The sequence below is a fragment of the Microbacterium yannicii PS01 genome (assembly GCF_000304335.1).
In the GTDB taxonomy this organism is placed as follows: domain Bacteria; phylum Actinomycetota; class Actinomycetes; order Actinomycetales; family Microbacteriaceae; genus Microbacterium; species Microbacterium yannicii_A.
Window position 1 is genome coordinate 47821 of the sequence record NZ_CAJF01000019.1, and the last position, 19967, is coordinate 67787.

The 19967-nt window shown below is 68.7% G+C and carries 18 protein-coding genes; 10 read left to right on the top strand and 8 right to left on the bottom strand.

Going from position 1 to position 19967, the window contains the following annotated elements; translation table 11 throughout:
• Window positions 1-29 precede the first annotated feature (29 nt).
• Entirely contained in the window at window positions 30-1556 is a 1527-nt protein-coding gene (locus tag WYM_RS11855; RefSeq protein WP_026059765.1) for an ATP-dependent DNA ligase, read from the top strand.
• Window positions 1557-1570: 14 nt separating this feature from the next.
• Here the strand turns inward: WYM_RS11855 and WYM_RS11860 are convergent, their stop codons facing one another.
• Together WYM_RS11860 and WYM_RS11865 are read right to left on the bottom strand one after the other, a co-directional pair.
• Window positions 1571-2236 (bottom strand): response regulator, encoded by a 666-nt coding sequence (locus tag WYM_RS11860; protein WP_019181059.1) that lies wholly within the window; start codon window positions 2234-2236, stop codon window positions 1571-1573.
• Entirely contained in the window at window positions 2233-3888 is a 1656-nt protein-coding gene (locus tag WYM_RS11865) for a sensor histidine kinase (RefSeq protein WP_019181060.1), read from the bottom strand. Before WYM_RS11865 ends, WYM_RS11860 begins: the two co-directional genes overlap by 4 nt.
• Window positions 3889-4112: 224 nt before the next feature.
• On the opposite strand from WYM_RS11865, the gene WYM_RS11870 reads away from it, so the two are divergent.
• The 3 genes from WYM_RS11870 to WYM_RS11880 are packed head-to-tail and all read left to right on the top strand — an operon-like array spanning window position 4113 to window position 7013.
• Window positions 4113-5654 carry a CitMHS family transporter gene (locus tag WYM_RS11870; RefSeq protein ID WP_019181061.1) on the top strand — a complete coding sequence of 514 codons (1542 nt, stop codon included), beginning with the start codon at window positions 4113-4115 and terminating at the stop codon, window positions 5652-5654.
• Between the two features lie 43 nt (window positions 5655-5697).
• Window positions 5698-6321: an alpha/beta fold hydrolase gene (locus tag WYM_RS11875; RefSeq protein ID WP_019181062.1), complete on the top strand. Its 624-nt coding sequence runs from the start codon at window positions 5698-5700 to the stop codon at window positions 6319-6321.
• The gene (locus WYM_RS11880) at window positions 6318-7013 is read left to right on the top strand and encodes an NAD-dependent deacylase (protein ID WP_019181063.1); all 696 of its coding nucleotides are present in this window, start codon (window positions 6318-6320) and stop codon (window positions 7011-7013) included. Before WYM_RS11875 ends, WYM_RS11880 begins: the two co-directional genes overlap by 4 nt.
• 16 nt (window positions 7014-7029) lie before the next feature.
• Here the strand turns inward: WYM_RS11880 and WYM_RS11885 are convergent, their stop codons facing one another.
• Complete coding sequence (locus tag WYM_RS11885; RefSeq protein ID WP_019181064.1) at window positions 7030-7581, bottom strand: hypothetical protein; 552 nt, start codon at window positions 7579-7581, stop codon at window positions 7030-7032.
• Window positions 7582-7733: 152 nt separating this feature from the next.
• Here WYM_RS11885 and WYM_RS11890 point away from each other — a divergent pair, with 152 nt between their 5' ends.
• The 6 genes from WYM_RS11890 (at window position 7734) to WYM_RS21775 (ending at window position 13969) form a co-directional block, all read left to right on the top strand.
• Entirely contained in the window at window positions 7734-8750 is a 1017-nt protein-coding gene (locus tag WYM_RS11890) for a LacI family DNA-binding transcriptional regulator (RefSeq protein WP_026059767.1), read from the top strand.
• A 202-nt stretch (window positions 8751-8952) separates the two neighbouring features.
• Window positions 8953-9678 carry an L-ribulose-5-phosphate 4-epimerase gene (locus WYM_RS11895; protein ID WP_026059768.1) on the top strand — a complete coding sequence of 242 codons (726 nt, stop codon included), beginning with the start codon at window positions 8953-8955 and terminating at the stop codon, window positions 9676-9678.
• Between the two features lie 22 nt (window positions 9679-9700).
• Window positions 9701-10849 carry a multiple monosaccharide ABC transporter substrate-binding protein gene (chvE, locus tag WYM_RS11900; RefSeq protein WP_423793906.1) on the top strand — a complete coding sequence of 383 codons (1149 nt, stop codon included), beginning with the start codon at window positions 9701-9703 and terminating at the stop codon, window positions 10847-10849.
• Between the two features lie 148 nt (window positions 10850-10997).
• On the top strand, window positions 10998-12527 hold the full coding sequence (gene mmsA, locus WYM_RS11905) for a multiple monosaccharide ABC transporter ATP-binding protein (RefSeq protein ID WP_019181068.1): 1530 nt from the start codon (window positions 10998-11000) through the stop codon (window positions 12525-12527).
• Between the two features lie 22 nt (window positions 12528-12549).
• The gene (mmsB, locus tag WYM_RS11910; RefSeq protein WP_019181069.1) at window positions 12550-13785 is read left to right on the top strand and encodes a multiple monosaccharide ABC transporter permease; all 1236 of its coding nucleotides are present in this window, start codon (window positions 12550-12552) and stop codon (window positions 13783-13785) included.
• Window positions 13786-13798: 13 nt separating this feature from the next.
• The gene (locus WYM_RS21775; protein WP_019181070.1) at window positions 13799-13969 is read left to right on the top strand and encodes a hypothetical protein; all 171 of its coding nucleotides are present in this window, start codon (window positions 13799-13801) and stop codon (window positions 13967-13969) included.
• A gap of 105 nt (window positions 13970-14074) precedes the next feature.
• Here the strand turns inward: WYM_RS21775 and WYM_RS11920 are convergent, their stop codons facing one another.
• The 5 genes from WYM_RS11920 to WYM_RS11940 all read right to left on the bottom strand — a co-directional run bounded on the left by WYM_RS11920 (window position 14075) and on the right by WYM_RS11940 (window position 19916).
• Complete coding sequence (locus WYM_RS11920) at window positions 14075-15460, bottom strand: MFS transporter (RefSeq protein WP_019181071.1); 1386 nt, start codon at window positions 15458-15460, stop codon at window positions 14075-14077.
• A gap of 102 nt (window positions 15461-15562) precedes the next feature.
• Window positions 15563-16426 carry an NYN domain-containing protein gene (locus WYM_RS11925; protein ID WP_019181072.1) on the bottom strand — a complete coding sequence of 288 codons (864 nt, stop codon included), beginning with the start codon at window positions 16424-16426 and terminating at the stop codon, window positions 15563-15565.
• A 1-nt stretch (window position 16427) separates the two neighbouring features.
• A complete protein-coding gene (locus WYM_RS11930) occupies window positions 16428-17435 on the bottom strand; it encodes a Gfo/Idh/MocA family protein (protein WP_019181073.1) in 1008 nt (335 codons plus the stop codon).
• A gap of 49 nt (window positions 17436-17484) precedes the next feature.
• Window positions 17485-18849 carry an O-acetylhomoserine aminocarboxypropyltransferase/cysteine synthase family protein gene (locus tag WYM_RS11935; RefSeq protein ID WP_026059769.1) on the bottom strand — a complete coding sequence of 455 codons (1365 nt, stop codon included), beginning with the start codon at window positions 18847-18849 and terminating at the stop codon, window positions 17485-17487.
• A gap of 125 nt (window positions 18850-18974) precedes the next feature.
• Window positions 18975-19916: a quinone oxidoreductase family protein gene (locus WYM_RS11940; protein ID WP_019181075.1), complete on the bottom strand. Its 942-nt coding sequence runs from the start codon at window positions 19914-19916 to the stop codon at window positions 18975-18977.
• Window positions 19917-19967 lie beyond the last annotated feature (51 nt).

A 19967-nucleotide genomic window follows, 5' to 3' on the forward strand; every position in this document is an offset into this window, starting at 1 on the left:
CTGTCGGCGGGCAGTGCGAGAATGCCGGAATGCTGCTCCACGAGCTCGTGACGGCGACGGACGCCGTGTCGGCCACCTCGTCGCGCCTGGCCAAGAGCGCAGCGCTGCGGAACGTTCTGCGCGCACTCGAGCCTGACGAGGTGGCGATCGCGATCGGGCTTCTCATCGCGAGCCCGCGGCAAGGCCGTCTCGGCGTCGGGTGGCGCCGGCTCGCGGGCCTCGACGCCGTGCACTCTGCGACTCCGTCGCTGACCATCCTCGACGTCGACGCCGCACTCCAGCGGCTCGCTGTCGCCGACGGGCCCGGATCGACCGGCGTGCGGGCCAGAGAGCTCGATGCGCTCGCCGGCCGCGCGACGGCGGAGGAGTGGGACTTCCTCGCCCGCGTGATGCGCGGGGAGCTGCGTACCGGCGCCCTGGAGGGCGTGCTGCTCGACGCGATCGCCAAGGCGTCGGAGAGGGATGCCGCGTCCGTACGACGCGCGGCGATGCTGTCGGGCGACCTCGGCGAGACGGCGCTGCTCGCCCTGACGGGAACGGCGGACGATCTCGCCGACGTCGGGCTCGCCGTCGGGCGTCCGGTGCTTCCGATGCTCGCGTCGACGGCGGCATCGACGGCTGAGGCCCTGGCGACGCTCGGGGCTGCGGCATCCGTCGAATACAAGCTCGATGGCGCGCGCATCCAGGTGCACCGCGACGGTGAGGACGTGCGCGTCTACACCCGCAGCCTCGCCGACATCACGTACCGCGTGCCTGAGATCGTCGAGTCCGTGCGCACGCTTCCTGCCGACCGCGTGATCCTCGACGGCGAGACGCTCTCGCTCGACGAGGACGGCGCGCCCCGTCCCTTCCAAGACACGATGGCGCGCTTCGGCTCAGAGTCGGGCGCGGCCGTCGTGCTGAAGCCGTGGTTCTTCGACATCCTGCACCTGGACGGCCGCGACCTTCTCGACGAGCCGCTCGCGACGCGGCTCGAGGTGCTGGAACAGGTGGCCGGTCCCGCACGCATGCTCGGGATCGTCACGGACGATCCCGAGGCGGCCGAGCGCTTCTCGCGCGAAGCTCTCGCGGCGGGGCACGAGGGCGTCATGGTCAAGGGCATCGATGCGCCGTATGCTGCGGGCCGGCGCGGCAAGAGCTGGATGAAGGTCAAGCCGGTGCTCACATACGACCTCGTCGTGCTCGCCGTGGAGTGGGGCTCGGGGAGGCGCACCGGAATGCTCTCGAACCTGCACCTCGGAGCCCTCGATCCTGAGGGCGTCTTCGGCGAGCCGGGCGGCTTCGTGATGGTGGGCAAGACCTTCAAGGGGCTCACCGACGAGACGCTGCGCTGGCAGACCGCCCATTTTCCGACCATCGAGACCCACCGCTCGGCTTACGCGGTGCACGTTCGGCCCGAGACGGTCGTCGAGATCGCCATCGACGGGGTGCAGCGATCGACGCGGTACCCCGGCGGAGTCGCTCTGCGATTCGCGCGGGTGAAGGGCTATCGACCCGATAAGCGCCCCGACGAGGCCGACACCATCGCCTCGCTGCGCGCTCTGCTCCGCGGCTGAGCCCGCTGCTGGACTCAGCGGTCGGCGACGGCGTAGCGGTGCTCCGGCCGGCCGGTCGTTCCGTAGCGCAGCCGCACGTCGACCTGACCCCGCGCTGCCAGGGCGGAGAGATGCCGTTGCGCCGTCGCGCGTGAGATCCCCACGCGGTCCGCGATCTCGGCGGCCGAGGCCTCGGAACCGCCGAGACCGTCCAGGATGAGCTGCTCGGTAGCCGACCGCGAAACCGATGCCGACTCGCCGGCGCCGTGCATGATCGACAGAGCGCGATCGATGTGATCCTGCTCGAGCGGACGGTCCGAGCGGAGCAGGTTGCGCATCCGGGCGTAGCGGGCGAGGCGGTCGTCGAGCGCTCGTGCATCGAACGGCTTGGCGAGATACGCGATCGCGCCCGCGCGCAGCGCCCGTCGTACCGTCGGGGCATCGGTCGCCGCCGACAGCACGAATGCGTCCGCTCCGGCGCGGGCGACGAAATCGATTCCGTCGCCGTCCGGAAGGAACGCGTCGACGAGAAGCAGATCAGGCGTGTGCGTCGCCAATGCCCGCGTGGCCGCCGCGAGCGAATGCACCGGCTCGAGCGCGACGAAGCCGGCCCGACCGGCGACGATGTCGCGATGCAGCCCCGCGACGCGGAAGTCGTCGTCGACGACGAGCACACGGATCGGGTCGCTGGTCGATGTCATGCCATCTCCTCGGTATCGGACGAAGGGTCGACGGCGCGCATCGCATCCGGGAGTCGCGCACCGAAGACAGCGCCGCCCCCTGTGCCACCCCGATCGATGACCCACACATCACCGCCGCGTCGGCGGGCGAGATCTCTGGAGAGCGGAAGCCCGAAGCCTCGTCCGTGCACGGCGTCGGGCCGTTGCTCGGTCGCCTCGTCGGAGCGGCGGGTCGTCGTGAACGGGTCGGCATCGTCGTCGCGGATGCCGTCGCCCGAATCCGCGACGACCAGCACGAGTTCCTCGCCGTCGTCGAGCAGGGTGACCTCGACCCACGCATCCGCCCGGCCCGTCGCCGCGGCCGAGATGGCGTTGTCGACGAGGTTGCCGAGGATCGCCGCGACATCCTCCGCCGCGACGACCGTGCCCAGCAGCAGCGTGTCGTTCGAGACGCGCAGCGCCACCCCACGTTCGCGGGCGGCGGCGGACTTCGCACCCACCAGCGACTGCAGGAGCGGGTCGGTCACGCGATGCATCTCCTCGACGGCGAAGTCGACGGCGCCGCGGACGGTGAGATCGGCCAGGAAGTCGCGCGCCTCGCTCACTCGCTCGGCGTCGATGAGCCCCGCGGCGACGTGCAGGCGGTTCGCGAACTCGTGCCGCTGCACGCGCAGCGCCTCGGTCATGGCCCGCACGGTGTCGAGGCGACCGGCGAGCGCTTCGAGGTCGGTGCGGTCCCGGACGACCACGACATGGCCGAGAGCGCGCGCGTCCCGCACCACCGTGCGAGCGTCGACATACAGGACGCGATCGCCGACGACCGCCTCCACGTCGGTCTCTCCTCCGCGGACGGCGTCACGGATGCGCTGCGGCAGCCCGAGATCGTCGAACGGCCGCCCGACCGGCGCGTCGACGCGCAGCATCCGCTCTGCCGCGCTGTTGCACACCCGGACGATCTCCTCGGTGTCGATCGCGAGCACGCCATCGCCGACGCCGTCCAGCACCGCGGCCTGGTTCTGCACCAGTGCCACCAGCTCCTCGGGCTGCAGACCGAGGGTCAGGCGTTCGAAACGGCGACGAAGGAGGACGGTGGCGAGCGTCGCCAACCCGAGAGCGCCGAGGGCGGCGATGCCGATCGTCACGATGAGCGCCGGGAGGTCGTCGAAGACGCTCGCTCGCTCGAAGCCGACGCTCACCTCACCGACCGGCGCTCCGGTGTCGCCGGAGAAGATCGGCACCTTCGCGCGCGCCGACTCGCCCAGGGTGCCGACCTCCCAGTCGACGACCTCGTTTCCTTCGAGGACCTCTCGGAACGGCGTCGAGACGACCTCGCCGAGAAGATCCGGGTTCGGGTGCGCGAGCCGGATTCCCTGGTCGTCCGTGATGACGACGAAGAGCGCGTCGGTGCGCGTGGCGACATCGGCCGCGATTTGCTGGAGCGCGCCGTCACCCAGGGCCGCGGCATCCGGCGTGCCGGGATCGGCCGAGTACTCCGTCACGAGCTCACGAACGTCGCGGTCCTCGGCGAGAGTCCGGGCGATGTTGAGAGCGGCGGCCTCGGATTCGGCCCGCAGCTGCGTGACCCCCAGCCAGCCGAAGACAGCCGCGCACACCGCCACGACCGCGGTGACCGTCGCCAGCTGGATGAGGAGAAGCCGAGTCGCGAAGCGCATGTCACCTCCGTTGGGCCGCGTGGACGCCGTGCTGAGCACAATGCGCAGAACACACGCTACGCGCATAACGTGCGCGAATGCGACATAGCGCGCGCCGGGGCCCGACCCGCCTCTAGCCTCGCGGGAACGAGCGGGCGATCCGGCTCACCCGCCACCGCAGCCCCCGCACGACACACGCACCACACGACGCAAGACACGATGCACCAGACGACGAAGGAGTCGACATGATCGCGGCATCCCCCATCCTCACCGCGGCCGCCGAGGCCGAGGCCTACGACACGGCGTTCGCGCCGCCGGAATGGGTGCTGGTCGCCCTCGGCTTCACCATGGTGCTGGTCTTCATGGCGCTCATCATGACGAGGCGGCTGACGCCCATGGTCGCCCTGATCGTCGTGCCGACGGCGTTCGGCCTCTTCGCAGGAGCGGGACTCGGGCTCGGCGACATGATCCTCGATGCGATCGGCAGCATGGCGCCGACCGCGGCACTGCTCATGTTCGCGATCATGTACTTCGGCATCATGATCGACGTCGGACTGTTCGATCCCCTCATCCGCGCCATCACGCGCCTGCTCGGAGACGACCCGGCGAAGGTGGTGCTCGGCACCGCGATCCTTGCGGGCGCGGTGTCGCTCGACGGCGACGGGTCGACCACGTTCATCATCACCACGTCGGCGATGCTGCCGATCTACCTTCGCCTCGGCATGAGCCCGGTCGTCCTCACGTGCGTCGCCGGCCTGATGAACGGCACGCTCAACATCGTGCCCTGGGGCGGGCCCACCGTACGGGCCGCGACCGCACTGGGACTCCAGCCCACGGACGTCTTCGTGCCCATGCTGCCTTCGCTGGCGGCCGGCATCGTCATCGCACTGACCTTCGCGTGGTTCCTGGGGCTCGCCGAGCGCAAGCGCATCGGGCAGATCGACATCTCGCGACTGGGCGGCAGCGGCTCGGAGGCGGGTGCGGGCGGTTCCGGCCGCATCCTCCGTCCGCGTGCCCCTAAGCCCGGAGCGCGGGCCGCGCTGCGCACGGGGAACATCGTCACGATCGCGGGCAGCCGAACCGCCGTGCCGGCGGCGACCGCCGTCGTCGATCGGGAAGACACCGCGATGGCGGACACCATGCTCGATCCGGCGCGCGCAACGCTTCGGCCGAAGCTCATCTGGTTCAACCTGGCGCTGACGATCGCCGTGATGGTGCTTCTCGTGCTGGACCTGTTCCCGCTGGCCTACGTGTTCATGGTCGGTGCCGCCATCGCGCTCTTCGTGAACTTCCCGAAGCTGAAGACCCAGGCCGACGAGATCGTCGCCCACGCCCCGAGCATCGTCGGCGTGGTCTCCATGGTGCTCGCCGCCGGCGTCCTGGTGGGTGTGCTGAACGGCACCGGGATGGTGGACGCGATGGCGACCTGGATCACCACCGTCATCCCGTCCTCCCTCGGCCCGTTCCTGGCGGTGATCACGGGCGTCCTGTCGATACCGTTCACGTTCTTCATGTCCAACGACGCGTTCTACTACGGGATCCTCCCGGTGCTCGCCCAGAGCGCGGCTAACTTCGGGATCGAACCGGTGGAGATGGCACGGGCATCGATCACGGGTCAGCCCGTCCACCTGCAGAGCCCGCTGGTCCCTGCGATCCTGCTGCTGGTGTCGTTGGCGAGCGTCAACCTCGGCGACCATCACAAGAAGGTGCTGTGGCGCGCGTGCGTGGTCTCGCTGTCGATGCTGGCGGTGGGTGTGCTCGTGGGAGCCATCCCTCTGATGGCCTAGGGCGGATCGCCGGCCCGTCCGAGGCCCGCCATAGGATTGCCGCATGACCAGGGGAGAGAGCCCCGGCGCCGAACTGGAGTATCACAGCTTCGGCGCCCCGGGTGCCGAGCGGACGGTCTTTCTGCTGCGCGAGGGCGAGGCGGCCACGCTCGACCCCGAACCGACCGCCACCGCTCGTCGTAACGTGCGCGTGGTCGCGGTGCGCGTGACGGCGGATGACATCGAGGATCCGGCGGCCTACCGCGGGGCGACGCCGGCGGCCGTGGCGGCGGCCGCGATCGCCGCGCTGGTGACGAACGAGGCTCACGACGAGCGCGTCGGGCTGGTCGGCGTCTCGTCCACCGGAGAGCTCGCCCTCCTGCTGGCGCAGCGACTCGGCGAGCAGGTCGATCGGCTCGCCCTCGTCGCGATCGCCGAGCCCTCCACTGCCCTGGACCGCGATGAGACGGGCGATCTGCTGGCGGGTATCTCAGCGAAGACCCTGATCCTCAACGGCAGGGACGACCCGGATGCCGCGGCCGCGGCCGCGCGCTGGCACCAGTCGCGTCTTCCCGATGCGCGTATGGAGATCGTCCCCGACGGCGCGGACGCGGTCGACCCCCGCCTCAGCATCAGTCACGTGTGGGAGCGGGTGCTCTCGCACACGGCGCCCGGAACGGTGAGATGACACGGATCGTCGTGCTCACCGGCGCGGGGATCTCCGCCGAGAGCGGCGTTCCGACGTTCCGCGACGCCGGGGGACTGTGGGAGGGCCATCGGATCGAGGACGTCGCGACACCGGAAGGGTTCGAGCGCGACCCCGACACGGTCCACCGCTTCTACGATGCACGACGCCGGGCCGTGGCGAACGTCATCCCGAATGCCGCGCACCGGGCGCTCGCCCGCCTCGAGAGCGGCATCGGGCCTGAGCTCCTCGTCGTCACCCAGAACGTCGACGACCTTCACGAGCGGGCCGGAAGCAGCAACGTGCTGCACATGCACGGCGAGCTGCGACGCGCGCTGTGCACATGGTGCGGCGCCCGGCCCGCCTGGGAGGACGACCTCGCCGACCGCCCGCCCTGCCCGGAATGCGGCGAGCGGATGCTGCGACCCGACGTGGTGTGGTTCGGCGAGATGCCCTACCACCTCGACCGCATCGAGCAGGCGGTGGTCTCGTGCGAGGTCTTCGCCTCGATCGGCACCTCGGGTGCGGTCTATCCCGCGGCCGGCTATGTCGCCCTGGCCGCGGCGTTCGGAGCACGCACTGTCGAGCTCAACCTCGAGCCGAGCGACGCGATCGTGCCGTTCGACGACGCGCGGGCGGGAGCCGCGACTGAACTCGTGCCGGCCTGGGTGAACGAGGTCCTCGCCGGAAGCTGAAGACGTCGCGGCAGCGTCAGTCCACCGCGGCGAGCCGAGGCGCTCGATCCGAGATACCGAGGACGAACGCGACGATCTCCATGGCGGTGCCCTCCAACACCGGCCCGCGTCCGAAAGCCCACTCGGCGTCGGTGGCCCGCACGGTATGCCCTACGAGAACCGCCCGCCGGTCGAACGATGCCGAGGTTGCTCCGTAGAGGGCGACGGATCCGGAGATCGTGGGGTCGAGCGCGATCGCGGTTGCGGTCTTCCGCCCGAGAAGCAACAGAGCGCGGACCGTACGGGAGAGGTGGCGGATGCCGCGGCGCTTGCCTGTCCGGACAGCCAGGGCCGTTGCCGCCAGCCGCGCGGCGGGATCAGCGACGTCTGTGGGGGAGAGGCCCTCCAAGCCCGCTTCACGCAGAAATCCGCGTGTCAGGGGCTCCGCCTCATCGGCGCCGGAGCGGGCGATGAGCTTCGCGGCCTGCTCCACCACCCCAGCTTCGGCGGCATGCCGGTCCGACGTCACGCCGGACTCGTCGCCATGGGGGCGATTGCTGAGCGGAAGGAACCGCGCGAAATCTGCCACGATTGCCAGTGTAAGCACTCATCGCTCGGACGAATCCGGAGGTTGCCGGTGTGACTGTCACATCGGGCACATGACCTCCGCGTCAAAGGCCGTGCATAATGGCTAGGAATGTGTGACCGTTCACATTCCCTCCCCGCCGAGAGCACCACGACATGAGCGACGACGCCAGCGTACGAAGGCCAAGCATTCGCGACGTCGCGCGCCTCGCCGGAGTGTCTCATCAGACGGTCTCTCGAGTGCTGAACGATCATCCGAGCATTCGCCCCGAGACGCGTGAGCGCGTGCAGCAGGTGATGGCCGACCTTCAGTACCGCCCGAATCGAGCGGCACGGGCACTCGTCACGAGCAGGTCGCAGACCATCGGGATCCTCGCCGCCTCCAGCTCGATGTACGGTCCCGCGTCGAGCATCGCGTCGATCGAGGCGGCCGCCCGAGCGCGTGGATACTGGGTGAGCACGGCCAACATCGACTCTCGGGATCCGCAGTCGATTCGCGCTGGGATCGCACACCTCACCGCCCAGTCGGTCGAGGGGCTCGTCGTGATCGCGCCGCAGGTCCGCGTAATCCGCGCGATCTCGGCGCAGAAACTCGACATCCCGTACGTCACTCTGCAGTCCACCGATCTCGACCCGGACCATACGTTGACCGTCGATCAGATCGCCGGGGCGAGAATGGCGACGAAACACCTGATCAACGCGGGTCACCGCTCGATCTATCACATCGCCGGCCCGCAGGACTGGATCGAAGCCGAGGCACGGATGCGCGGCTTCCTGGAGGAGATGAGCGCGAACGACGTTCCCACGACCGCGCCCATCCTGGGGGACTGGTCGGCCGATTTCGGATACTACGCAGGACGCGAGTTGCTGCAAGTGCGGGACTTCACCGCCGTCTTCTGCTCGAACGACCAGATGGCGCTTGGCTTCATGCACGCCGTCCGCGATGAAGGCCTCGACGTGCCTCGCGACGTCAGCATCGTCGGGTTCGACGACATCCCGGAAGCGGCGCACTTCTGGCCACCCCTGACCACGATCCGGCAGGACTTCGCCGACCTCGGCCGCCGGTGCGTCGACCTGCTTCTCGGTTCGGAGCAGAGCACTGAGCGCCCAGCGGGAGCCATTGCGCCGCAGCTGATCGTGCGAGGGTCCACGGCCCCACCGAACTCGTGGTGACCGGCTCGTGATCAAGCCGTGACCAATCCGGCTTGACAGCCGGGGATCGCGGGTGGCTATAGTGATCCGATGTGAACGGTCACATGGACTGTCACACACCCGATGCGAAGTCCTCCCGGCGCAGGCCGGATGAAACCCCCAGTTCCAGACGAAGGAGTCGTTCCAGGTGGCAGTCAAGGATGCGGACCAGCGCGAGCGCTACGTGGTCGGCGTCAAGACCGAGGTGGCGATCGCACGAGTGCGGGCCGACGTCGCCGCCCTTCACGGCGAGCTGGTGCGGTATGGCCTGGTGGTGTGGACGGGCGGCAATGTCTCGGGGCGGGTGCCGGGTGCGGATCTGTTCGTGATCAAGCCGTCGGGTGTGTCGTATGACGAGCTGGCGCCGGAGAACATGATCCTGTGCGATCTGGACGGGAATGTGGTTCCCGGCACGCCGGGCAGTGACCGGTCGCCTTCCAGTGACACGGCGGCGCACGCGTATGTGTATCGGAACATGCCGGAGGTCGGCGGTGTCGTGCACACCCATTCGACGTTCGCGGTGGCGTGGGCGGCGCGGGGGGAGGAGATCCCGTGCGTGATCACGGCGATGGCCGATGAGTTCGGTGGACCGATCCCGGTGGGGCCGTTCGCGATCATCGGCGACGACTCGATCGGCCGGGGCATCGTCGAGACGCTGAGCGGGCATCGCTCTCGGGCGGTGCTGATGCAGAACCATGGTCCGTTCACGATCGGCGCTTCGGCCAAGGATGCCGTGAAGGCGGCGGTGATGGTCGAGGACGTGGCCCGCACGGTGCACTACGCGCGGGAGGCGGGCCCGTTGGTGCCGATCCCGCAGGACGCGATCGACAGCCTGTACGACCGCTACCAGAACGTCTACGGACAATCCCCCGACGCTCGCCGGAAGCCCGGCGGCGGCGGCCACAACTGAATACCGAAACACCAAGACAGCGATGTCCTTTGGAGAGGAAAACACAGTGAAGATCAAGAAGATGCTGCTCGCGGCGGTCGCCGCGGGCGCACTCATGCTCACGGCATGCTCGGGTGGAGCCGGCGGCGACGGCGGCGGCGAGGGCGGCGGCGACGGCGGTCTCATCGGCGTCGCGATGCCGACCAAGAGCTCGGAGCGCTGGATCCAGGATGGCGACGCCGTCAAGGCAGCCCTCGAGGACGCCGGCTACTCGGTCGACCTGCAGTACGCCGAGGACGACATCCCCACGCAGGTCTCGCAGATCGAGAACATGATCACCAAGGGCGCCGAGGCGCTCATCGTGGCCTCGATCGACGGCACCACGCTGTCGGAGGTGCTGCAGACCGCGGCCGACTCCGACATCCCGGTCATCGCGTACGACCGACTGATCCGTGACACCGAGAACGTCGACTACTACGCGACGTTCGACAACTTCCTCGTGGGTCAGCAGCAGGCGTGGACGCTGCTGAACGGCCTGGGCCTGACCGACCTCGAGGGCACGCCCACCGAGGGCGCGCCCGCCGGTCCGTTCAACATCGAGCTGTTCGCAGGCTCGCTGGACGACAACAACGCCTTCTTCTTCTTCGACGGCGCGATGGACGTCCTTCAGCCCTACATCGATGAGGGAACCCTCGTCGTGAAGTCGGAGCAGACCGACATCGAGCAGGCCGCCACGCTCCGCTGGGACGGCGAGACCGCCCAGAGCCGCATGGAGGACATCCTCACGTCCAGCTACTCGGACGGCTCCGAGGTCGACGCGGTGCTCTCGCCCTACGACGGCATCTCGCGCGGCATCATCTCGGCGCTCACCGACGCGGGCTACGCCCCCGGCGAAGAATGGCCGATCATCTCCGGTCAGGACGCCGAGGTCGACTCGGTCAAGGCGATCCTCTCGGGCGAGCAGTTCGCGACGATCTTCAAGGACACGCGTGAGCTGGCCAAGGTCGCGGCCGACATGGCCATCGCGATCCTGAACGACGAGGAGGTCGAGGTCAACGACGAGGAGACCTACGACAACGGCGTGAAGGTCGTGCCGTCCTACCTGCTGGAGCCGGTCCCCGTCGTCCAGGAGAACGTCGAGCCCGCGCTCGTCGACACCGGCTACTGGACCGCGGAGGAGCTCGGCCTCTAAGGTCGGACCACCGCTCACACGAGCGACGGCGGTGGGGGATCTCCTCCACCGCCGTCGCCACCACCACGCTCCTCATCGGCGGGCCGCGACCTGTCGCTGAGCGACGGCCATGTCACCAGGCCCCCCGAAGCACAAGGAAGTCGAAACCGTGACCGAAACCATCCTGGAGATGCGCGGCATCACCAAGACGTTCCCGGGCGTCAAGGCGCTCTCGAACGTCAATCTCGAGGTCGAGCGCGGCGAGATCCACGCGATCTGCGGCGAGAACGGCGCCGGCAAGTCGACCCTCATGAAGGTCCTGTCGGGCGTGTACCCGCACGGCACCTACGACGGTCAGATCATCTACGCCGGCGAGGAGGTGCAGTTCAAGAGCCTCCGCGACAGCGAGGCGAAGGGGATCGTCATCATCCACCAGGAGCTGGCGCTCAGCCCGCACCTCTCGATCGCCGAGAACATCTTCCTCAACAACGAGCAGAAGGCCGGGAACGGCCTGATCGACTGGAACCGCACGAACTTCGAGGCCGGAAAGCTCCTCAAGCGCGTGGGTCTGACCGACAACCCGACGACGAAGATCAGCCATATCGGCGTCGGCAAGCAGCAGCTCGTCGAGATCGCCAAGGCTCTGTCGAAGGAGGTGAAGCTCCTCATCCTCGATGAGCCCACCGCCGCGTTGAACGACGAGGACTCCGACCACCTGCTGGACCTCATCCTGAGCCTGCGCGAGCAGGGGATCTCGTCGATCATCATCAGCCACAAGCTCAACGAGATCAAGAAGGTCGCCGACACGGTCACCGTCATCCGCGACGGCAAGACGATCGAGACGATCGCCAAGAACGACGTCACCGAGGACCGCATCATCAAGGACATGGTGGGCCGGGATCTCGAGCACCGCTACCCCGACCACGAGCCGCAGATCGGCGAGGAGCTGCTGCGCGTCGAGGACTGGACGGCATACCACCCGCAGGATCCCTCCCGCGTGATGGTCGACAACGTCTCGATCAACGTGCGCGCGGGCGAGATCGTCGGCATCGCCGGACTGATGGGCGCCGGCCGCACCGAATTCGCGATGAGCCTGTTCGGGCAGTCGTACGGCGTGCGCATCTCGGGCAAGGTCTTCATGCGCGGCAGAGAGATCCGCACCCGCAGCGTGGCGGAGGCGATCGGCAACGGCATCGCCTACGCGACGGAGGACCGCAAGACATACGGCCTGAACCTCATCGAGGACATCAAGCGGAACATCTCGATGGCGTCGCTGAGGAAGCTCGAGCGGGCCGGCCTCGTGGACGACAACGAGGAGTTCAAGGTCGCCAACGAGTACCGGCGCAGCATGAACATCAAGGCGCCGAACGTCCTGGTGAAGACCGGCAAGCTGTCCGGAGGCAACCAGCAGAAGGTCGTCCTGTCGAAGTGGATCTACTCCGACCCCGACGTCCTCATCCTGGACGAGCCGACCCGCGGGATCGACGTCGGCGCGAAGTACGAGATCTACTCGATCATCAACCGGCTCGCGGCATCCGGGAAGGGGATCATCGTGATCTCCTCGGAGCTTCCCGAGCTGCTCGGGATCTCGGATCGCGTCTACGCGCTCTCGGAGGGCCGCATCACCGGCGAGCTGCCCATCGAAGAGGCGACACCCGAGTCCGTCCTCAAGCTCATGACCATGGAGAAGCCCCGCTGACGGGGCCGCAGGAGACACGCACATGTCGAACGACAATCTCTCGAACGAGTCCACCGCCGCCGGAGCACTCGTCAATCCCTCTGACAACAAGTTCACCCGCTGGCTCAGCACGGTGCTGGCCGACCTCGGCAAGAACGGCATCTTCATCGCGCTCATCGCCGTGGTGGCGCTATTCGCGATCCTGACCGACGGCATCCTGCTGCGGCCGCAGAACATCTCGAACCTCATCGTCCAGAACGGCTACATCCTCGTGCTGGCGATCGGCATGGTGATGGTCATCATCGCCGGCCACATCGATCTCTCGGTCGGATCGGTCGCAGCCTTCATCGGCGCGATCTCGGGTGTGTTCGCCGTCGAGATGGGCCTGCCGTGGTGGCTGTCGATCCTGCTCTCGCTGCTGATCGGCGCTCTGGTCGGCGCGTGGCAGGGGTTCTGGGTCGCCTTCGTCGGCATACCGGCGTTCATCGTGACGCTCGCCGGCATGCTCATCTTCCGAGGCCTCGCGCTGGTCGTGCTCGGTAACGCCAACATCGGCTCGTTCCCCACCGAGTACCGCGGTCTCGGCAACGGATTCCTCTCCGGGATCTTCGGGGAATCCGACCCCGACATCTTCACCCTCATCATCGGAGCGATCGCCATCGTGGCCCTCGTCGTCCAGCAGGTTCGCACCCGCCGCGGTCGCCAGAAGTACGACCAGGCCGTCGAACCCGGCGCGTGGTTCATCGCCAAGCTGGTGCTCATCTCGGCCGTGATCGGCTGGTTCGCGTGGGCGCTCGCGTCGTACAAGGGCATCCCTGTCACCCTGATCGTGCTCGCCATCCTGGTGCTCGTGTACGGCGTGGTCATGAACCGCACCGTGTTCGGCCGTCACATCTACGCGATCGGCGGGAACCGCCACGCAGCGGAGCTCTCCGGCATCAAGACCCGCCGAGTGGACTTCTGGCTCTTCGTGAACATGGGCTTCCTCGCGGCTCTCGCGGGTCTCATCTTCACCGCGCGACTGAACCTCGCCGGGCCGAAGGCCGGTGACGGCTTCGAGCTCGAGGCGATCTCGGCCGCGTTCATCGGCGGCGCGGCGGTCCAGGGAGGCGTCGGCACCATCGGCGGCGCGATCATCGGTGGCCTCATCATCGGCGTCCTGAACAACGGCATGTCGATCATGGGCATCGGGATCGAATGGCAGCAGGCGGTCAAGGGCCTCGTGCTGCTGCTCGCGGTCGCGTTCGACGTCTACAACAAGCGCCGATCCGGCAACTGAGCGGAGACCGACCATGTCACCTGCGCAGAACGGCGCCACCGGTCCGGGACAGCTGCCCCCTCCCAGCGACCCCGGTCGCGGCTCCGGCCCGTCGGGCGTCCGCATCGGACTCTGGGTCATCGGCGCCGGGGTCGGCATCTACATGATCGTGTCGGGCGTCATCGGAGCCCTCTCGGGCGGCTGAGGCGCTTCGGCCGGCGCCTCTGCACGGACAGCGAAGAGGGTGGATTCTCGTCGATCGGGGATCCACCCTCTTGCGTGTCAGGGCTTCATGTCCAGGAACGGGCGGTCACGTCGTCTTCTGCGGCTCGGCGCCCGTCTCGGCCAGCAGTCGCTCCTGGTCCACCCGGTCGAGATCGTGCAGTGACGAGCCCTTCGTCTCTCGCAGCGAGATGACCGCGACCATGGTGATCGCTGCGGCGATGGCGAGGTAGATCGCCACGGGGATCCACGTCCCGAACTCCCGCAGCAGGGCGGTTGCGATGATCGGCGCGAGCGATCCCGCGACGATCGAGGTCACCTGGTACCCGAGGGAGACACCGGAGTACCGCATCCGAGTGGGGAACATCTCCGACATGATCGCCGGCTGCGGCGCGTACATGAGCGCATGGATGACCAGCCCGAGGCAGATCGCGAGGATGATCACGACGGGGGAGCGGGTGTCGAACATCGGGAACGCGATGAACCCCCAGGCTGCGGCGAGCAGGGTGCCGGCGAAGTAGACCGGCTTGCGCCCGATGCGGTCGGTGAGGGCGCCGATCGGCGGAATCACCACCATGTGCACGATGTGGGCGATGACCAGCCAGCTCAGGATCTCGGCCGTGTTCATCTCGAGCGCCACGGCCAGGTAGGTGATCGAGAACGTCACCACGAGGTAGTACATGATGTTCTCCGCGAAGCGCAGACCCATCGCGGTGAAGACGCCGCGCGGGTAGCGTCGCAGCACCTCGAGGACGCCGTAGCGCACGTGCTCCTCGGTCTGCACCTGCTTCTGCACCTCGAGGAAGATCGGTGCGTCGGTGATGCGGGTGCGCACGTAGTAGCCCACGGCGACGATGACGACCGACAGCCAGAATCCGACGCGCCAGCCCCATGCCAGGAACGCTTCCGGCGACAGCGCGCTGTTCAGCACGAGCAGGACGACGGTGGCGATGAGGTTTCCGATCGGCACGGCGGCCTGGGGGAACGACGCCCAGAAGCCGCGCGAGTGATTCGGCGAGTGCTCCGCGACGAGCAGCACGCCGCCGCCCCACTCGCCTCCGACCGCGAAGCCCTGCGCGAAGCGGAGCATCACCAGCAGGGCCGGCGCCCAGTATCCGATCTGGTCGAACGTGGGCAGGCAGCCCATCAGGAATGTGGCCACTCCCACGAGGATGATCGCGACCTGCAGCAGGCGCTTGCGGCCGTACTTGTCGCCGAAGTGGCCGAACACGATGCCGCCCAGCGGGCGGGCAACGAACCCGACCGCATAGGTGACGAAGGCCTGGATGATGGGCGCATAGGGATCGTCGGACGGCGGGAACATGATCAGGTTGAACACGAGCGTCGCCGCCGTGGCGTAGAGGAAGAACTCGTACCACTCGACGACGGTGCCCGCCATGGATGCGGTGACGACCCGTCGAAGACTCGACTGCTTCACATCGCCGGCGGGATCGGATGCTGTGGCTGACGCCATGCGCTGAACCTCCTTGTAGAGCGCGGATCGCGGCTGCAGATGCCGCGTGGCGACCCTACCTGACGGGGGATTCAGGTTTCAAGCTGGAGAGCGTGAGAAGTTTCAGTTCCGGTCGGCGGCGAGGCGGATCAGCACGATGTTGCCCGACTCGTCGACTTCGGCGACCGTGGGGTGCGCCTTCACGAACTCCGAGAAGCTCTTGTGGCCGAGCGCCTTCTCGCTGAAGGACGGGTCGAGCCTCTTGACCAGGCTCTTCACGGCCGAGGCGTGCTGCCACTCGACGTCCTCCTTGTCGCTCTCCAGCCGCAGCGCGCGCTCGAGGAGGGCGCCGGCCGGATCGGCCTCTGCCTTCTTCGCGCGGCGGCGGGTGGGAGCGACATCCTTCTTCCCGGGCGGAGGGGCCGCGACCCCCGGGAGAGCGTCGTACGAGTCGAACTGGTCGCACGCCGCCGCGAGCGATTTCGCGGTCGAGCCGGCGACGCCGACCCCCACAACGTACCGGCCGAGGCGCTTGCACCGCTGCGCCAGCGGGACGTAGTCCGAATCGCCGGCCACGATGACGACATGGGTGAGGTCGGGCAGGCGGAACATGTCTTCGACGGCGTCGACGGCGAGCCGGATGTCGGCGCCGTTCTTCGCATACGCCGCGGCCGGGAACAGCTGCACGAGATCGACCGCGCGCGCGACGAGCTGGGAGCGGTAGACGGCGTTGACGGGCGCCGACCAGTCCGCATACGCGCGGGTGAGCACGAGCGTGCCGAACGAGGTCGCGTAGTCGATGATCGCGCCGACATCTATGGTGGCGGCGGCGAGCCTCTCGGCGATCTCGGGGTCTGCGGCATCCGTCGCGATCTTCTGCCGGTCGCGGGCGTAGGAGTTCTTGCCGTGGACCCGGTCGTACCAGGACATCACGATGTTGTCGAAGTCGAGGTAGACCGCCACCCTCGGGTTCTGCAGGTCGGGCATCTCAGGCCTCCGTCGGGTAGCTGACGCCGACGAGCTCGCGCACCTCGTCGAGTGTCTCCATGATCGCCACCGTCTCGTCGATCGGCAGCACGTCGGAGTCCGTCAGCCCCTCGCTGACGTAGCGCTCCGCTGCGAGGGCCTGATACTGCATGCCGCGGCCGGCGATGTCCGACACGAAGTCCTCGAGCACCGTGCCGTCGTGAGAGACGACGCGGAACGACGTCGGGGTGTACCAGACCCGTGCGATGTCGATGCGGGCGTCGGTCCCGATGATCGCGGCGGTGTTGGGCCCGGCCGCACGAGAGGCCGAGAGCGTCGTCGAGAGGGCTCCGGACTCGTGCGCCATGATCGTGGCGATCTCGGTGTCGGCACCCGTCTCGCCCAGGCGCGCGGTGGCGACGACCGACAGCGGAGCACCCAGCACATCCCACGCGAACGACACCGGGTAGATCCCGAGGTCGAGCAGGGCCCCGCCGCCGAGGGCCAGGTCGTTGAGCCGGTGGGCGGGATCGCTCGAGATCCGCTGCGTGTGGTCGGCGGTGACGGCGCGGATCTCGCCGAGCACGCCGCTGCGGACGATCTCGCGAATGCGCACCATGTGCGGCAGATACCGCGTCCACATCGCCTCCATCGCGAGCAGCCCGCGCTCGACGGCGGCATCACGGACGGCGGCCGCCTCGGCGGCGGTGAGAGTGAAGGGCTTCTCGACGAGCACATGCTTGCCGGCCTCGAGGGCCAGCAGCGCGTTGCCCGCGTGCATCGGGTGCGGCGTCGCGACGTAGACGATGTCGATGTCGGGGTCGGCCACGAGCTCCTCGTAGGAGCCGTGCGCGCGAGGGATGTCGAAGTCGGCGGCGAAGGCCTCGGCGGATGCCAGACGTCGTGACCCGACGGCGGCGACGTCGAGGCCGGCCGTGCGAAGATCGCTCGTGAACGCGCGGGCGATGCCGCCGGGACCGAGGATCCCCCAGCGGAGACCGGAGGCAGGCGTGGGTGCAGGCGAAGTCATGACTTCGAGGCTAGTGCCCCGGTGATCGTCGAACGTCGACGGACGTGCTCTAGCGGGACCCGGTGTCGGCGAGCTGGGGAAGAGCCTCCGCGACCGGCGCGAGCGCCCGGGCAAGATCGTCGACGATGTCGCGGAAGTCCTCGAGGCCGATCGAGAGGCGCACCGTCGTCGAGCCGATGTGGGCCTCGGCGAGCTGGATCGGCGACATGTGGCTGTGGGTCATCGAGGCGGGATGCGCGACAAGGCTGCGGGCGTCGCCGATGTTGGCGACGAGCTTGATGATCTGCAGCCGGGAGATGAACTCCTCGACGAGGCGGAAGTCGGCCTCGGGGTCACCGGTGGTCGGAAGGTCGAACGCGAAGACCGCGCTCGTGCCGAGCGGCAGATAGGTCTGCGCGTGCCCGTGCCAGGGACTGGATTCCAGGCCCGGGTGATGCACCCGGGCGACGGCCGGGTGGGACTCGAGGAAGCGGGCCACCTCGAGAGCCGTCGCGCTGTGACGCGCGACGCGGAGGTCGAGCGTCTCGATGCCCTGCAGCAGCTGGAAAGCGTTGAACGCGGAGAGCGAAGGCCCCAGGTCGTGGACGTACTTGGTCTTCACGAGTGCGATGTACGGTGACCCGGTCTGACCGAAGCGCTCGACGAGGCTCCCGTCGGGGACGCGCTGATAGGTCTCGGTCAGCTGCGGCCAGCGCTGCGGCTGCGCGGTGAAGTCGAAGGTGCCGAGGTCGACGACGACGCCTCCCAGCGAGGTGCCGTGGCCGCCGAGGAACTTCGTCGCCGAGTGCACGACGATGTCGGCGCCGAACTCCTTGGCACGCTGCAGATAGGGCGTGGCGACGGTGTTGTCGATCACGAGCGGCACGCCTGCGCGCCGGGCCACCCGTGCGACGGCGGCCAGGTCGAGGACCTGCGCGATCGGATTCGAGATCGATTCGGCGAAGAGCGCACGCGTCGTGGGACGCACCGCCGCCTCCCACGCGGGGAGGTCGTCCTGGTCGACGAAGGTGACCTCGATGCCCCAGTCGGCGAACGTGTCCTGCAGCAGATCAACGGTGCCGCCGTAGAGCTGCCGTGCGGCCACGATGTGCTCGCCCTGCTTGGCCAGGGCCAGCAGGGCGACGGCGACGGCGGCCTGCCCCGACGACACACCGGCTGCCGCAAGGCCGCCCTCGAGCTCGGCGACGCGCTTCTCGAAGACGAGCACGGTGGGGTTGGCCGCGCGGCTGTAGATGTTGCCGTCGCGGCGCAGTGCGAAACGGTCGCGCGCCTCGCTCAGCGACCGGAACTCGAACGCATTCGACTGATGGATCGAGGGCACCGCGGTGTTCTCGGCGATGGTCGGGTCGTAGCCGGCCTGCACCTGGGCGGTCGCGAACGAACGCGGAGGGGCAGGGCGCGGCGACTCGGACATGCGAACCATTGTCGTGGCGCACTCGGTGTCGGCGCCCGCCGTGTGTCGAACTGTTGCGGGGGACGGGCGGGGACGGATGCCGCAGGCGACGGGCGGCACCGGCACGGCGCTCGCTCCGCTCGGCGTCAGGGCGTCAGCGTCACCTTGCCGTCGGCGCCTTCCTCGACCGCGCGGTGCGCGGCAGCGGCCTCGGAGAGCGGGAACGACGGCCCGAGCTCCAGCGAGAACGCGCCCGCTGCGAGGAGGGCCAGCGTGACCGGCACCGACTCCGCCCGCCACGCCAGCTGCTGTGCGGTCAGCGGGGAAGGAGAGCCCCCCGAGAACGCGCGGATGCCGAGACCCCCGGCATCCTTCCCGCGCACCAGTGTCGCGATGCGCTCGCGGTCGGCGACGAGGTCGAGCGAGGCCTGCAGCGCCTCGTCGGTTCCGGCGGCGTCGATGGCGACGGTCACCCCTGCGGGCGCTGCCTCGCGGATGCGTTCGAGGAGCCCCTCGCCATACGCCACAGGAAGGCCGCCCAGTTCACGGACGCGATCGAAGCGTCGCTCCGAGGACGTGGCGATCACGGTCGCGCCCCACAGCACGGCGAACTGGATGATGGCCTGGCCGACCGCGCCGGAGCCGCCGTGGACGAGCAGCGTGTCGCCTGCTCCGACCGACAGCGACCGCAGGGTCTGGTAGGCGGTCCCGACCGGGATGCCCAGCGCTGCACCCTCGGCGGCGCTTACGAGCGGGGGGCGCGGGTGCACATTCTGCGCGGAGACCACCAGGTCGCTCGCGTAGGCGCCGGTCGCGCCGAAGAAGACCACCGGCTGACCGATGCGGAAGCCGTCGACGCCCTCGCCGATGGCCGTGACGATCCCCGCACCGTCCGAGCCGACACGGCGGGGATCGGTGATCTCGGCCGAGGCGCGCCGCCCGGAGCGCAGCTTGGCATCGATGGGGTTGACCCCCGCCGCCTCGATGCGGAGGGCGACCTCGCCCGCAGCGGGAAGGGGCGCGGGGATCTCGATCTGCTGGAGGACCTCGGGTCCGCCGAACTCGGTGTACGCGATGGCAACGCTCATGACGACCGCAACCGAGGGGTGCCGCGCAGATATTCCCGTGAGACCACGCGA